The organism is Spirillospora sp. NPDC052242, from assembly GCF_040679555.1.
Classification (GTDB): Bacteria; Actinomycetota; Actinomycetes; order Streptosporangiales; family Streptosporangiaceae; genus Spirillospora.
Map to the genome: position 1 here is coordinate 59,385 of NZ_JBFAUZ010000035.1, position 14,792 is coordinate 74,176.

At 72.8% G+C, this 14,792-nt stretch carries 12 protein-coding genes; 7 read left to right on the top strand and 5 right to left on the bottom strand.

What is annotated here, in order from left to right; translation table 11 throughout:
* The first annotated feature begins 210 nt into the window (after window positions 1–210).
* The 3 genes from AB0L25_RS26735 to AB0L25_RS26745 all read left to right on the top strand — a co-directional run bounded on the left by AB0L25_RS26735 (window position 211) and on the right by AB0L25_RS26745 (window position 5,537).
* Window positions 211–624 carry a hypothetical protein gene (locus AB0L25_RS26735; protein WP_500175439.1) on the top strand — a complete coding sequence of 138 codons (414 nt, stop codon included), beginning with the start codon at window positions 211–213 and terminating at the stop codon, window positions 622–624.
* A gap of 693 nt (window positions 625–1,317) precedes the next feature.
* Window positions 1,318–3,408 carry a protein kinase domain-containing protein gene (locus tag AB0L25_RS26740; RefSeq protein WP_500175440.1) on the top strand — a complete coding sequence of 697 codons (2,091 nt, stop codon included), beginning with the start codon at window positions 1,318–1,320 and terminating at the stop codon, window positions 3,406–3,408.
* Window positions 3,405–5,537 (top strand): protein kinase domain-containing protein, encoded by a 2,133-nt coding sequence (locus AB0L25_RS26745; RefSeq protein WP_500175441.1) that lies wholly within the window; start codon window positions 3,405–3,407, stop codon window positions 5,535–5,537. The genes AB0L25_RS26740 and AB0L25_RS26745 overlap by 4 nt, the downstream gene beginning before the upstream one ends.
* 11 nt (window positions 5,538–5,548) lie before the next feature.
* On the opposite strand, the gene AB0L25_RS26750 is transcribed toward AB0L25_RS26745, so the two are convergent.
* Together AB0L25_RS26750 and AB0L25_RS26755 are read right to left on the bottom strand one after the other, a co-directional pair.
* Window positions 5,549–6,118 carry a dihydrofolate reductase family protein gene (locus tag AB0L25_RS26750; protein WP_500175442.1) on the bottom strand — a complete coding sequence of 190 codons (570 nt, stop codon included), beginning with the start codon at window positions 6,116–6,118 and terminating at the stop codon, window positions 5,549–5,551.
* Window positions 6,119–6,218: 100 nt separating this feature from the next.
* On the bottom strand, window positions 6,219–6,794 hold the full coding sequence (locus tag AB0L25_RS26755; protein ID WP_500175443.1) for a dihydrofolate reductase family protein: 576 nt from the start codon (window positions 6,792–6,794) through the stop codon (window positions 6,219–6,221).
* 267 nt (window positions 6,795–7,061) lie between these two features.
* On the opposite strand from AB0L25_RS26755, the gene AB0L25_RS26760 reads away from it, so the two are divergent.
* Entirely contained in the window at window positions 7,062–7,592 is a 531-nt protein-coding gene (locus AB0L25_RS26760) for a GNAT family N-acetyltransferase (RefSeq protein WP_500175472.1), read from the top strand.
* Here AB0L25_RS26760 and AB0L25_RS26765 read toward each other — a convergent pair.
* Together AB0L25_RS26765 and AB0L25_RS26770 are read right to left on the bottom strand one after the other, a co-directional pair.
* Window positions 7,573–9,141 carry an asparagine synthetase B family protein gene (locus AB0L25_RS26765; protein ID WP_500175444.1) on the bottom strand — a complete coding sequence of 523 codons (1,569 nt, stop codon included), beginning with the start codon at window positions 9,139–9,141 and terminating at the stop codon, window positions 7,573–7,575. The genes AB0L25_RS26760 and AB0L25_RS26765 overlap by 20 nt on opposite strands.
* Before the next feature lie 78 nt (window positions 9,142–9,219).
* On the bottom strand, window positions 9,220–9,423 hold the full coding sequence (locus AB0L25_RS26770) for a hypothetical protein (RefSeq protein WP_500175445.1): 204 nt from the start codon (window positions 9,421–9,423) through the stop codon (window positions 9,220–9,222).
* Between the two features lie 237 nt (window positions 9,424–9,660).
* Between AB0L25_RS26770 and AB0L25_RS26775 the strand changes: the two genes are divergently transcribed.
* The 3 genes from AB0L25_RS26775 to AB0L25_RS26785 all read left to right on the top strand — a co-directional run bounded on the left by AB0L25_RS26775 (window position 9,661) and on the right by AB0L25_RS26785 (window position 13,038).
* Window positions 9,661–11,109, top strand: coding sequence for an NsdA family TPR-like regulatory protein (locus AB0L25_RS26775; RefSeq protein ID WP_500175446.1), 1,449 nt, complete (start codon window positions 9,661–9,663; stop codon window positions 11,107–11,109).
* Window positions 11,110–11,207: 98 nt separating this feature from the next.
* A complete protein-coding gene (locus AB0L25_RS26780) occupies window positions 11,208–11,588 on the top strand; it encodes a tautomerase family protein (protein ID WP_500175447.1) in 381 nt (126 codons plus the stop codon).
* Between the two features lie 202 nt (window positions 11,589–11,790).
* Window positions 11,791–13,038, top strand: a complete 1,248-nt coding sequence (locus AB0L25_RS26785) for an erythromycin esterase family protein (protein WP_500175448.1) — start codon at window positions 11,791–11,793, stop codon at window positions 13,036–13,038.
* Between the two features lie 51 nt (window positions 13,039–13,089).
* Here the strand turns inward: AB0L25_RS26785 and AB0L25_RS26790 are convergent, their stop codons facing one another.
* Entirely contained in the window at window positions 13,090–14,751 is a 1,662-nt protein-coding gene (locus tag AB0L25_RS26790; protein WP_500175449.1) for a serine/threonine-protein kinase, read from the bottom strand.
* Between the last annotated feature and the right edge of the window lie 41 nt (window positions 14,752–14,792).

A 14,792-nucleotide genomic window follows, 5' to 3' on the forward strand; every position in this document is an offset into this window, starting at 1 on the left:
CCCGCCCGGCGCGTCCGGGAAGTGTCCGCCGAGTCCGTTGCGCCGCCCGCTCCGACCGTCCGTCCGTCCCGTGTCTTCGGACGGGGCGCGGGAGCGGTGTTCGGCGGGAGTCAGTGCGAGCCCCGCGAAGCCGTGTTCGGGACGCCGTCGGCGGCGACGGCGCCAGCACCAGGACGTCCGGGGCCTGATCGACAATCGGAGGTTCGACCTATGTACAGCACAACAGCCGACGGGGCCTTCCCGGTGTGGCTCGACCGCGATCTCGAACTCGTCCAGGCGGAGCTGGCGCGCCGGTTTCCCGGTGTCCCGTGCTGGTTCGGGGAGTTCACGGGGGCGTGGTGGGCCATGATCGGTGACCGCCTTCTGGAGGCGGCGAGCCCGTTCGTCCTCGCGGACATGATCCGAGCGGCGCTCGCCGCGCACCGGAGCCCGGCCCCGCCCCGTCCGGCGCCGCCACCCCGATCCCGTCCGGCACCCCGATCTCGTCCGGCTCCCCGCCCGGAGCCTCGGGCCCGGTCGGTGCCCCGGCGGCGGCCGCCGACCCGCCACGCCGCCGCCCGTCCGTCCGGCGGCTTCTTCGGACGCCTCCGGGGCCGCCTCGGCCTCGCGACACCGGCGCGCTGAGGACCCGGCCATCGTCCCCGAACCCCCGCTCGGGGACGCCGCCGACGAGCAGGTTCCCGGACCGACGGGCTCGCCCGGCGACTCTCGCGTCGCGGTGCGGCACGCCGGGGAACCTGTCGTCGCCGGGGTCCAGCGCGTTCGGGCACATCCTCCCCGGACCGCGTATTCGCCCAGCTCCGGACGCCACCCGGCGACCATCGGGGAGGTTCGTCCATCCCCGGGGCAGTCCGCCCGGTCGCCCACCACACCACCGACGTCCCGCACGTCCGGACCCGTCCGCCCACGTCGCGTGCGGCCCCCTGTCCTGCTCGTCCGGCATTGCCCGCCCCCGAAGCGGCCGACCAACACTGGTCGGACCGGCACGTCTTCGGCGGCCATGACCGGCCCCTTCCGGGGAATCGTGACCCGGTCGCGCAGTAGCCGGTCGGCCAACGCGCTCGGATCTGACGAGTAGGCGGCCTCGGAGGACGAACGTCGCACGCCAACACCCGTCCCGCCGAGCCCCGTCCGCCACCCGGCACCCTGGCCGCCCGGTTCGTCCCGCCCGTCCTCCGCGCCACACCGGTCGACAAGACCGTGGCCGCCCGCCACAGCACGCGGCGGGTCGGGCACGTCAGGGGAGTCGGGTCGCGTCGGGGTATGGCGTCCGCTTGATTGAATAGATATACCTGTTCATTTGCTTCGGAGGTGGGCGTGCGGTCGTTGCAGCCGGGGGACCCCGCGTGGGTCGGGCCGTACCGCGTGCTCGCCCGGCTCGGGGCGGGCGGGATGGGGGTCGTCTATCTCGCCCGGTCGCCGGGTGCCCGGTTGGCCGCGCTGAAGGTCGTCCGGCGGGAGTTCGCCGACGATGCGGCCTTCCGGGCGCGGTTCCGCCGCGAGGTCGCCGCCGCCAAGAAGGTGAGCGGGATCTACACGGCTCCGGTGCTGGACGCCGACGCCGATGCGCCGCAGCCGTGGTTCGCCGCCGGGTACGTCCCCGCGCCCACGCTGAGCGAGGCGGTCGCGAGGGGCGGGCCGCTGTCCGAGGCCGCGGTCCGGGCGCTGGGCGCGGGACTGGCGGAGGCGCTGCGGGCGATCCACGGGGCCGGGCTGGTGCACCGCGATCTGAAGCCCGGCAACATCCTGCTGGCCGAGGACGGCCCCAAGATCATCGACTTCGGGATCGCCAAGACCACCGACGCCACGCGGGTCACCCGCACCGGGGCCGTGATCGGCACGCTGGCCTACATGGCCCCCGAGCAGATCGCCGAAAGCAAGGACGCGGGGCCCGCGGCGGACGTGTTCTCGCTCGCGGGCGTGCTGGTCTACGCGGCCACGGGCGCCAAGCCGTTCGGCGAGCGCGACTCGGCCGCGGTGCTCTACGAGGTCATGTACGAGGAGCCGTCCCTTGACGGCGTGCCCGCGTCACTGCGCGGACTGCTGGGCGCCTGCCTGGCCAAGGAGCCGACCGGACGTCCCGGGCTGGAGGCCGTGCTCGCGGAGCTGACCCCCGCCGATCCCACGGCGTTGACCTCGCCCGCGCTGCGCCGGGAGGTGGCGGCCAGGGAGGCCGAGGCGACCCGGGTGGCGTCGCAGCCGGTCACGCCGCCCCCGCCGCCGCTGCGGGTCGATGACACGGAGGCGGGCAAGGTCGGACGGCGCCGCCTCCTGGGGCTGGCCGCCGCGGTCGCCGTGGCCGGGATCGGCGCGGGGACGACGGGCTGGGCGATGACCCGTGGGAACTCCAAGCCCGGCACGCCCGCCGAGCCCGCTCCCCGCGCGACCGCCCTCGCCGCGGCGCCCCCGCCCGCGTGGACGTTCGTCCCGCCTCGTCCCGTCAGCGGGACGTCCGTGATCCTGGTGGCGGGCGGTGTCGTGCTGTGGGGCGGCGAAGGGGAGATGTACGGGGTGGACGCCGCCTCGGGGCGGCAACTGTGGACGTACGAGAAGGCCAACCCCGCGTATTCGGGCAACCTCGCCCGCGGATCGAGGCTCGTCGTCCTCGGCGGCGTGGTCGGCGACTTCGAGGACCAGACGATCACGCTGGTCGACGCCCGGACCGGCAGGGCCACGAACCTTCCCACGCCGCGCGGCGTCCACCCCTCGTTCGTCCCCGGTGTGGTCGGCGACACGATCCTCGTGCGCGCCCCGGCGGACGCCTGGGGGCTGGACCTGGCCAGTGGCGAGATCCGGTGGCATCTCTCCGACGAGGGGCTGCTCTCCGGGACCGTCGACCAGACCGCCGTCTACCTCAGTACCGACCGGGCCCTCGCCGCCCTCGACCCCGTCACGGGCCGCGAACGCTGGTCCCGCACCTGGCCCCGGAGCGTCGGCGGCCGGGACGGGGCGAGCCTGGACCTCGCGGTCGCCGGCGGGCGGGTGTTCGGCAACTTCGGCGACACCCTCCAGGCGGTCGACACCGCCACCGGGCGGCCCGTGTGGTCGGTGGACACCGACGAGCAGTTCGACACCGTCGTCCCCGCGGGCGCCAACGTGATCTTCAAGAGCGAGGATCTCCGGGCCTACGACCAGGCGACCGGCGCCGCCCGCTGGACGCTGGCCGCCCCCGAGCCGTTCGCCGACGGGCGGGGCCGCGTCGCGGCGAGCGGCGGCGTCGTCGCGGCCGCCTTCAACGAACGGGAAGGCCCGGCCCAGGGCGTCCTCGTCGCCGGGACCGACGGCCGGACGCTGTGGACGCACCGGGGGCCGGCCGAGCCGCAGCACGGCTGGGACGTCGCGGTGTCCGGTTCGTCGGTCTTCGCGACCGACCACGAGCGGCTCTACCGCTTCGAGGCGGGACGATGACGGCGCTGGAGCCCGGCGACCCCGAACGCATCGGGCGGTACCGCCTGCTGCGGCGCCTGGGCGAGGGCGGCATGGGGGTGGTCTACCTGGGCGCGTCCCCGGCCGGACGGGCGGTGGCGATCAAGGTCGTGCGGCCCGAACTCGCTGGCGACCCCGACTTCCGCGCCAGGTTCCAGGGCGAGGTCGAGGCCGCCCAGAAGGTCAGCGGCGCGTTCACGAGTCCGGTCGTCGAAGCCGAACCGGACGGCACCGTCCCGTGGCTGGCGATCGCGTACGTCAACGGCCTCAGCCTGAAGGACGCGGTCGAACGGTACGGGCCCATGCCCGAGCCGCTGCTGCGCACCCTCGGCGCCGGGCTCGGCGAGGCCCTGGTCGCGATCCACGAGGCGGGCCTGCTGCACCGCGACCTCAAACCGGCCAACATCCTGCTCGCCAAGGACGGCCCCAAGGTCATCGACTTCGGCATCAGCAAGGCCGCCGACACCGCCACGCTCACCGCGGACGGCCGGTTCATCGGCTCGCCCGGCTACATGTCCCCCGAGCAGATCCACGGACGGCGCCTCACCTCGGCCGCCGACGTGTTCGCCTACGGCGCCGTGCTGGCCTTCGCCGCCACCGGCCGCCCGCCGTTCGGGACGGGCGCGGTCCCCGCGATCGTCCACCGGACCCTGCACGAAGAGCCCGACCTGCGCGGCGTCCCGGCGTCCCTGGCCCGGCTGGTGGCCGCCTGCCTCAGCCGGGACCCCGACCGGCGCCCGCCCGCGAAGCTGCTCCCGACGCTGACGGCCGCCGAGCCGGTCGCGCCCGGCTGGCTCCCGGGCGACATGGGCGAGGAGCTGCGGCAGCGGGAGGACACGCTCGTCCTGGACCTGCGAACGCTCGCCAGGGCCCGCACCCGGCGACGCCTCCTGGTCGGCGGGGCCGCCGCCTTCGGACTCGCCGCCATCGGCGGCGGCACCGCCGCGGCACTGGCCGCGACCCGGCCCGAGGAGCGGCACCGGCTCGCCCCGCCGACGCCGCTGTGGCGGACCACGATCGAAGACGAGGACGACGTCGGCCTCGTCGTCCGCCCCCGATCGATCATCACGGTCGCCCGCAAGGTCTTCGAGGACGACGTCCGCGGCTACTCGCTGGACACCGGACGGCAGACCTGGTCCGAGACCGGCCGGATGGTCGCCGGGCCCGATCTCATCTACACGCTGCCCGGCTCCCGCGGCACGGTCGTCGCCATGGACGACGCCCGGACGGTCAAGTGGACCTACGAGCCACCGGCGAAATACCGGTACCCCGAGCTCATGGCCCCGGCCAACGGCCTGCTCGCCCTCATCGGTGACCGAACGATCACCGGCCTGGACCCCGCCACCGGCCGCCCGCTCTGGACCCGCGAGTGGCCGCAGGCGTCGTCCGTCACGCGCTACGGCATCCAGGGCCGCACCCTCCTCGCCGGGACGATCAAGGAGGGAGGCGAGAGCCGGCACCTCGCGCTCGACATCACGACGGGCGCCGTCCGCTGGTCCCGTCCGCTCGAGACGATGCTCCTGATGCCGCGCGACGGCGACCTGATCTTCGCCGGTTCGTCCCGCACCACTCTCGACGCGCTGTCGACCGGCACCGGCCGGAAGGTCTGGAGCGCCGACCTCCCCGACGCCGCCCAGGACTCCGACGACGAGGACGCGCTCTTGCTCAACGTGAGGGCGGCCAACGGACTGGTCTACGTGAACGGCCCGACCGTCTACGCCCTGGACCCGTCCACTGGCCGGCCGCGGTGGACCTACACGCCGTCCTCACCCGGCGGCCAGACACGCCCCTTCCTGGCCAACGGGAAATACGTGTACATCATGGACGCCCCACGCCTCGTCGCCCTCGACGCCCGAACCGGCAGGCGAGTCTGGTCCGCCGACACCCCCGTGTCCGGCACCGCCCCACTGGTCACCGCCGGCGGGCTGATCTGCACCGGCGTGACGGGCTCGAACTCGGGCCTCTACGGCTGGGACGCCAGGACAGGACGACTCGTCTGGAACCACCCGGTAAGCACCCCCGTCTCCACCGAGCAATGGGTGTTCGACAGCGACGGCCCCACCCTCGCCGCCGCCCACGGCACCACCCTCCACGCCTTCCGCCTCGGCTGAGCCGCCCCGGGTCAGCGCGAGACAGGGCGGTGGTGGAGCAGGACGGCCCGGCCGTCGAGGGTCCGGGACTCGACCAGCCGCAGGTCGAACCGCCGTCCGGATTCGGGGAACAGCGCCTTGCCGCCGCCGAGGACGACCGGGTGCACCACGACCTGGTACTCGTCGATCAGTCCGTGCGCCGTGAGTTCGGCGGCCAGCGACGCGCCGCCCATCAGCAGCAGGTCCTTGCCCGGCTCGGCCTTGAGCGCGGTGACCTGCTCGACCAGGTTCGCGCCGTCGATGACCCGCGCGCCGTGCCCGGGATCGCGCAGCGTCCGCGAGAACACCACCTTGCGCGTACGCCGCCAGACCGGCGCGAACTTCAGGTCATGCGGGTCATCGGACATCGCCTCGGCGTTCGGCCAGTACCCGGACATCATCTCCCAGACCGGACGACCGTAGAGGAAGGTGTCGGCCCGCTCCACCAGCTCGAACGAGTGCGCCGACAGCTCCGCCCCCATGACGGGCCAGTCGAACTCACCGTTCGGCCCCTCGATGTAGCCGTCCAGCGAAACGTGAACGAAGTGGACGATCTTCCGCACGATCATGCTCCTCAGGTAGGGGCCCTCCTGGGCCCTGTCACCCTCTGATCGGAGCGGCACCCTCCCGTCTCGACATGCACGGCGAAAGTTTCTCCAAGTTTCAGCGCACCACGTCGTAGACGAGCTTCGTGACGCCGTTGGAGTAGGCGGCGGAATCCCGGAGCTTCAGGTTCTGCTCGTCCCGGTCCTCGCGGCTGAAGATGCTCTTCCCGGCTCCCAGCAGCACGGGGAACACGAGCAGGTTGTAGCGGTCGATCAGGTCCGCGTCGGCCAGGCGGCGGGCCAGCTCCGCGCTGCCGTGGATGAAGATCGCCCCGCCCTCCTCCCGCTTGAGCGCCGCGACGTCCTCGACCGAGCGCAGGACCGTGATCGGACCCCAGCCGTCGATCAGGTCGTCCTCCTTGAGCGTCCCGGACACGACGTACTTGGGAAGGTCCTGATAGGCCGCGTGGTCCTCGGACGCGGACCAGACCGGCGCGAAGGCGTCGTAACTGCGACGCCCGAACATCAGGGCCGTCGTCTCGGCCAGTTCCTCGCCTTTGAGCGAGTACGCCTCCGGCACGAACTCGGTCCGCATCACCCACCCGCCGCTGCGGTGGCCCTCCACCTGCCCGCCCGGCGAGTCCACCACGCCGTCGAGCGACATGAACCCCGTGTAGACCAGCTCTCGCGCCATCGTTCTTCCTCCTGGGTGATCTATCCGCCGCCCGCCGAACAGGCCCGGCTCTGCCGCTCCGCCGGCCCTCGTTCGCCGTGGCCGGCCTCGTTGGGATCACTATGGCGCCCGGCGATTACCGCATCTTTACGGTCCCCGCCCAGCCCGCCGTGACCCCGCCCGCGCGACCGTTCCGCTGCCGCCGCTGCTCTGGCCGTCAAGCGGAGGAAGATCCTCCGGCGGTCGGCCGCATGGCGGGCGTTCGGGTGCCGCACAATGTGCCCGGTGATGGAGATGCGTCCTGCGGTGAGCGCCGACCGTCCTGAGGTCGCCAGGATGGTGGAGGCCCGCTGTGCCTGGTTGGAGCGGCGGGGACTGGCGAGTTGGCGGGGCGCGCTGGACGAGTTGGTCGCACAGTGCGACAACCCGTTCGGGGACGTGTGGGTCCTGGAGGACGACGAGCATGGTGTCGTCGGCCAGATGCTGGTGCAGGAGCAGGGCCCGCCATGGGGATGGACGGACGAGGAGCGCGACGAGGCCGCGTTGTACCTGTCGGGATCGATCACCGACCCGGCTCTGCGGGCAGGGAAGCCGGGCACGGTGATGGCGTGGTGGGCGGTCGATCGGGCCGCGCGGCTGGAGGTGCCGTGGGTTCGGCGCCACTGCCACGTCGAGCGGCTGGCCCGCTACAACCGGACACAGGGGTTCGCGCTGGTGCGTGAAGAGCAACGGACGCACGCCCGGTTGTACATGATGGCGAGGCGGGCCGAGCGGCTCGACCTGTCGTCGTGGTTCGGAGTCAGGGCAGGAACGCCCTGACGGCCTGGTCGAGGGTGATGACCTCGACCAGCTTCGAGTGCGGTTCTTCGTGGTAGGGCTCGGTCTCCAGCGCGACGACGGCGGCCTTGAGACCGTCGGGGTCCAGCAGCCCCGCTTCGATCAGCGGCGATCCCTCGTTCAGGATGTGCCGCAGCAGCGGCAGCCCGTTGATGATGAGGGATTCCTCGACCAGTTCGGCGAAGCTCTCCCGCAGTTCGGGGTTGCAGGCGTCGTGGCTGAGCCCGAACGTGCCGAGGTGTCGGCGCTGTAGCTGTTTGAGTTCGCGCCAGTGGAACGGGAGTTGGTCGCCCAGTTCGATCAGCGCCGGGTGCGTGAACGGGTGCACCGGCCACAGCCCGGCGCGCAGAAGTGGCGGTGCGACGGTCTCCGCCGCCAGAAGGGTGATGCCCCCGGCCATGGCCGGGGGAGCGATGGCGTCGTCGCAGTACTCGATCGCGGCCAGGGCACGGGGGCCTAGCCAGGGCAGGGCGAGGTCGTCGGTTCGGTCGGCGGCGGCCTGCGCCGATTCGGCCGACCCGACCGCGACCATCTCGTCGCCGCCCAGGCCCGTCACCACCGTGTGCGCCCCCAGTGCGGCGATCAGGGCGTTCAGCTCGACGAAGTGCTGGTGCAGCGGCTCGTCGCAGGGGCTGACCAGCTCGCCGCGGACGCGGGCGCAGGACGGGCCGAACATCAGCCGATCGCGGGTGTCGACCCGGAGGTCGTGCGGCCCGAAGGGCACCCGGTCGCGCATCTCGGCCCGGCGCCTGATCTGCTGCTCGCGCCCAGGTCCGATGACGATCAACGTCGCGGTATCGATCTGCCCGGGCCAGCGCTTGGCCGCGCATGTGCCGATCGAGCCGGAGTCCAGCCCGCCGGTCAGGTGGCACACGGTTGCGAGCGGCTCCAGGGGGCGCGCGTCCAAGGCCGCGTCGATCCCCTCGACGAACGCGGTCAGCACGTCGGCTCCCTCGACGAGTTCGCGCGGTTCGGCATGCACGACGGGGTCTGGGTAGGTGATGACCAGGTCGCCGCCGAAGGTGGCCGTGGCCCGCTCCGTCAGCCGGCGGATTCCGCTGAAGGCGGTTTCGGCGGTGTAGCGGGGCTGGTAGATCAGCAGGCGGGTCGCTTCCTTGGGGTTGATCCCGGTTGCGAACGGCGCCAGGTCGGCCATGTCCCACGAGCCGTGCAGGATGCCGTCCCGGTGGGCGAGGAACAGTGGCGTCGACCGGTCCGCGCCGACGGTGACCCGCACCGGACGGCGAGGGGCGGTCTCGATCAGCACGTGATCGACCGGCCACCGCCGGGCCCGGGCGGCGATGTCATCGAGGACGTGCGGCATGACCGTTACCGGTGCCGGGGACGCGGCCGTCCGGCAGGGCACGCGCTCGCGGACGATGATCGCGGTGCGGGTGCCGTCGGTCGCGGCGAGGTGCTCGACCATCGGATGCGCGTAGGGCGTCACGCGGCCGCCGTCACCGGTCACGTACGAGGTTCCGTCCCATTTCCACGTCGGTGGGGCGTCCGGGTCGATTCGCAGTGTGAGCACAACCGTCTCCTCTCGTGCTCAGTTCACCGAGGGGTCCGGCCCAGGGCCGAACCCCTCTCGGTTCGACTGGTCGGCGGATCACACGGACGTCGTGTCGTAGGTCTTGGCCCCGTCGGACGACCCCGACTTCTTCTTGTAGGTGTTGCGGACCAGCGGCGTTTGAACGACGTGTCGCGACGCTCCCGCGAACAAGTGCTCGACGCTCCACGTCTCGTCGGCGGGCGGCCGGAACATCGCCGGCACGGTCGTCTCGCCGGGCGGACGGGTGCAACTGCCGTCCATCGGCATCTCCTCTCACAGGGGCCGGACGGGCCCGATCCGGTGGTTCCTCCACGTTCCGCCCCGGCCCGCGAGAGCATCAATGCCGCCGAGGCGGGCACCCCATTGCCACCGCCGTATTGCCGCCGACCGTGCGCTCCGGCAATGACGCGGCCGTTGCCGGTCAGGCCGATGCAGCAGGGCGCTACCGCTGGTTACGCTCGGGAGTGGGGGTGGGGCCGAGCTCGCCGGAGGTTGGCGTTGCCGCACACGATCAGTAGAGCCCGCCGCAAGCAGCTCGCCGAGCAGGCGCGCGGCATACGCGCCCGAGGGCAGCGCGGGCGCTGGCCGGTGGAGAAGATCGCCGCGCACATCCAGGCGCGGCTTCCCGAGGTACTGCCGCTTGAGGCGTGGCGATGGGCGTACGGCTGGACTCGAGCGGACGCCATCCGCGGCATCGCCGAGCTGTACCGGGCGGACGGGCTGGGCGTTCCGCCGGTGAACCCGGCGATGCTGTGCCGCTGGGAGCACGGTGCGTTCCCGCCCAGCCCGGAGTACGGCATGGCACTCTGCCGCCTCTACGACGCCACACCGGCCCAGTTGGGACTGTCCGATTGGGCGCGCCCGCCTGCCGACGACCAACGTCCGCAGTACGGTGCCTGGCAGAAGCGACCGGGACGGCGACCACGAATTGGAGTCTTCATGGCGGCTGGGAACCTCGCGGCCCTGCGCGAGAGCATCGAGCTGGCGCTGGAGGTCGAAGGTCCGTCCGGAGGCCCGCAGACCCGCGACAACCTGGCCGCGGCGCTCGCCCACTACGACCTGCGGTACTCCCGGTACGAGCCCGGCGTGCTCGCCGCCGAGGTGCACCGGTGCCGGACGCTCGTCAACGCCATGCTCCGGAACCCGCAGGCCGACGACGACCGGCGCGAGCTCCGCCGGATCGCCGGATGGCTGTCGGCCCTCGTCGGGAACCTGGCCTTCCACCTTGGGGACGAGGCCGCCGCGGACGTCCATCTGGCGACCGCCGCGCGGATCGGCGGCGACACCGCGGACCGGCGCCTGGCGTCCTGGGCGTTCGGAGCCCGCGCCATGATCGCCTACTACGGGGATCGCCATCCCGCCGCGGTCGAGCTGGCGCGGCACGCGTACTCGCTGGCCGAATCGCCGCTGTGGCAGGCGCAGATGCTCGCCTGGGGCCTGCTGCGCCCGACCGCCGCAGTCGGCTCCGGCTCCCGGGTCGAGGTCGCGCGCATCTCCGGGCGCGCGTTGGACGCCATGGACGCCGCACCCGACGGCGACGTTCCCGGCCGGTTCGGGTTCGACCGCGCCGAACTCGACATGCACCTGGCCGAGGCCGCGCTGCTCGCCGGGGACGCCGTTCGAGCCGCCCGGTACGCCGACGAATCGCTGCAGCACATCCCGCACGGACGTCCGGGCTGGGCGGCCGCCACGATCGTGCTGGCCCGCGCCGAGGCCGCCCAAGGACGCGGCGACGACGCGGCCGCCCTCGCCGCGTCGGTGCTCGATGCCATCGCCCCCGGCGCCCTACGAGCCACCAGCCGCGACCGCCTCAACGCCCTTCGCGCCGACCTGCGCCGCCCTCCCGGCACACCGAGCCGCCAGGTCATGGACCTCCACGCGCGGCTCGACTCGCTACCGCCGCTGGAGCCGGCCGGACGCCCGAGCAGCGAACCCAACGGCCACTGACGTCCGCGGCCGGGGCGGCCGGGCCGGTGGACCTTCGATGCCTTCCTCAATTACCTTTAACTCTAAAGACTTTGTTGTCAAAGGTAATGGAGGCGGCCGTGCCGCATATGACCGTGCACCTTCCGGAGGACCGGCTGGTGGGGAAGGAGGGCGAGCTCGTCGCCGCACTCACCGACGCGATCGTCGGCGTCTACGGCGACTGGGCCCGCGACCTCGTGAGCGTCCGGCTGGACGGCGTCCCCGCGGGGCGCTTCGCGCAGGGCGGCAAGGCCGTGGACGCGAACGCCTCCGTGATCCTGGGCGTTCGCGCCGGCGTCTTCGACCGCCCCGACGCCGCCGACATCACCGCGGCTCTCGGCGCCGCACTGACCGACGCGATCGTCGATGTCCTCGGCGACGAACTCCGCCCGGGCACCATGGTCGAGCTCGTCCCGTCCGCCCCCGAACGAACCTTCGTCGGCGGCGCCTTGGCGGTCTGACCGCACCACGGGGACGGCTCCGAGAGCGGCGCCGGGGGTGGGTGTTGGTACGGTGCGGGCATGGGGACGGGCAGTCTGTTTCTCTGACGTGCTTCTCGGGAGCGCGCACCCGTGACCGGTCGGGACGGCCGGTGGACGGGCTGGTCGCGCTTCCCTCGGTGAGTTCGTGACCCTTCAGGTACCGAGAACGGAGCACCCATCCATGTTCGACATTCGTGAGCACGCCGCCGTCCTGGACTCGCTCGAGCCGGACGGGCCGCTGGACGACCTCGAGCCGCTGCGGGCGATCGTCGGGGACGCGCGGGTCGTCGCCGTCGGCGAGGGCTGCCACTTCGTCCGCGAGTTCGGTGCGGCGCGGCGCCGGATCGTCCGGTTCCTCGCCGAGCGGTGCGGGTTCACCGTGCTGGCGTTCGAGTTCGGCTTCGCCGAGGGGTTCGCGCTCGACCGGTGGATCGGCGGCGCGGGCGAGGAGGGCGACCTGTCCGGGATGCCGGGGACGACGTTCGCCGGGCTGAACGGCGACATGGCGCGCTGGCTGCGGGCCCACAATCGGACGAGCGCGCACCCGGTGAGGTTCGCGGGCATCGACGTTCCGCAGGCGTGCGGCACCGTGCGTCCCGCGCTGGAGCCGGTCGCGGAGTACCTGCGGGAGGTCGATCCCGAGGCCGTGCCGCTCGTGGAAGAGGCGCTCGCGATCGACGGCCGGTTCGGCGGCTCGTCGATGGCGGAGGCGGCGCCCGCGTGGGGGAGGCTCGACCGGGACGTGCGGGAGCGGCTCACCACGGTGCTGGCGCGGCTGCTGCTGCGGGCGCGGGCGCTGGAGCCGCGGCACGTCGAACGGGCCGGGCGGGAGCGGTACGACGTGGCGGTGCGCATGATCGAGGCGGCGTGCCACACGGACTACATGTTCGCGACCATGCACGAGGTGTTCTCCGGGGGCGGGCTGCCGCTGGACACGTCCGTCCGGGACCGCTTCATGGCCGACTCGCTGCACTGGCACATGGAGCGCGCCGCACCGGACGACCGGTTCGTGGTGGTCGCGCACAACAACCATGTGCAGAAGGTGCCGATCTTCTACGGCGGCGAGATGTGGGCGTATCCGATGGGGCACTACCTGGCGCGCGCGCTGGGCGGCGACTACCGGGCGGTGGCGCTGACGCACACGGCGGGGAGCGTCCCGGAGATGCACCCCGACGGTTCGCAAGGGACCGGCTTCACGATGGTCGACACGCCGATGCCCGCGCCGCGTCCGGCCAGCGTGGAGGGGGCGCTGGTGGCGGCCGGCCTGGGCGGGGTGCCCACGTTGACGGACCTGCGGCCGTTCGCGGGCGGCCCGTTCCCGGACGCCGTCCGCAGCCAGAGCGAGGAGACGCCCATGCCCGTCGCGGACGCGTTCGACGCCGTCGTGTCGAGCCCGGCGGCGACGGCGGAGGTGACCCTCGCGTTCTGAAGCCGGGCGACGAAAGCCCGTGGTCGGCGCGGTCGTCCATGTGGGCGGGCGCTACGGGACGCGCCCGTCCCCGACTCTCCACTGCTCGACGTAGGCGTCACCGGCGAACCATTTCAGGCCCGTGTCGAGTGTTCCGCCGCCTTTGCGGACGAACAGGTCGCTGACCTTGCACACGAAGGTGCCGCCTTGGACGTTGCGGCCGATGGCGGGGCGATGCCCGTCCCGGAACCAGACGACGAGTTCGGAGTTCCTCCCGGAATAGAGCACGCTGATCTGGTGGACGGCGTCCCAGTCGATCACCTTCCGCCGACCCCTGCGGCCGGGGTCGAAGGTGAGCCCGCCGGGGTGCAGGGTGAGCCGCGGGGAACGGGACGTCCGGGAGCGGATGAAGAGGACGACGCCCACGCCCACCATGGCCAGTGCCGTGGAGCCCAGATGTTCCGTCCAGTTCGCCCCGCCGAAGATCTTGCTGTGCAGGAACAGGAGCGGTATGCCGATCAGCGCGTACGTCACCGGCATCAACACCGCGAGCACCGCGATCTCTTCGAGCGCGCCGAGCCGGAACTTGGTGAAGACCAGCTCGTCGACCTGCTCGGGGGCGGCGCCGGAGCGGCGGCGCGGGACGTCGAAGATCATGCGTGTCGTGGCGCCGGGCCGCGTCTCGACGCGGCGGAGCACGCCGTGGTGCCGGCCCGCCAGCACCTGCACGGTGTGGGTGCCGGGTGGGAGGTGGATCGTGGCTTGATCGCGGTGGTCGACGTTGTGCACCGAGGTGCCGTCGATGACGACGTCGAGTTTCTCCGCGCCGAGGTTCCAGATCGTGAGGCCGGCGTGTTCCGCTGATTCGCCGCTCTCGACGGCTGTGGTCGGTTCGGGTTCGGGTTCGGGCGGGAGCGGCCGGGTCGCGGTCTCGTCGAGCGCCGAGAGCCGGTCCAGGACGTCGCCGACCGCGGGGCGGTCGGCGGGGTCCTTGGCGAGGCACGCGGCGATCAGTTCCGCGAGCGGTTCGGTCACGCCCTCGAGATCCGGTTCGTCGTGGACGACCCGGTACAGGACGGCCTGGGCCGTCCCGGTCCCGAACGGGCTGCGGCCGGTCGCGGCGAACGCCAGCACCGCGCCGAACGAGAACACGTCGCCGGGCGGGCCGACCGTTCCGCCGTCGGCCTGTTCGGGGGACATGTACGACGGCGTCCCGATCAGGATCCGGGAGGCGGTCCCGGACGCGGCGTCCAGCGCGCGGGCGATGCCGAAGTCGATGACGCGCGGGCCGTCCTCGGCGAGGATCACGTTGGACGGTTTCAGGTCGCGGTGCACCAGCTCGCACGCGTGAATCGCGGAGAGCCCCTCGGCCAGGGCGGTCCCCAGCGGAATGATCCTCGAAAGCGGCAACGGGCCGTCCCGGGTGACGGCTTCTTCGAGTGAGGGGCCGGGAATGTACGCGGTGACCAGCCAGGGAGGATCGGCCTCGGTGTCGGCGTCGACCACCTGTGCGGTGTAGAAGCCGCCGACTCGGCGGGCCGCCTCCACCTCGCGTGTGAACCGGCGCCGGAATCCGTCGTCCTCGGCGAACTCCGGCCGCACCACCTTGACGGCGACCACCCGTCCGCCCCGGGACCGGCCGAGGAACACCCGCCCCATGCCGCCGCCGCCCAGCCGCTGCTCCAGCCGGTACCGGCCCACCGTGCGCGGGTCCCCTGGACGCAGCGGCTCCATGCGGAGACGTCCCCTCGGTGTCGTCGAGCCCGAACGAAACT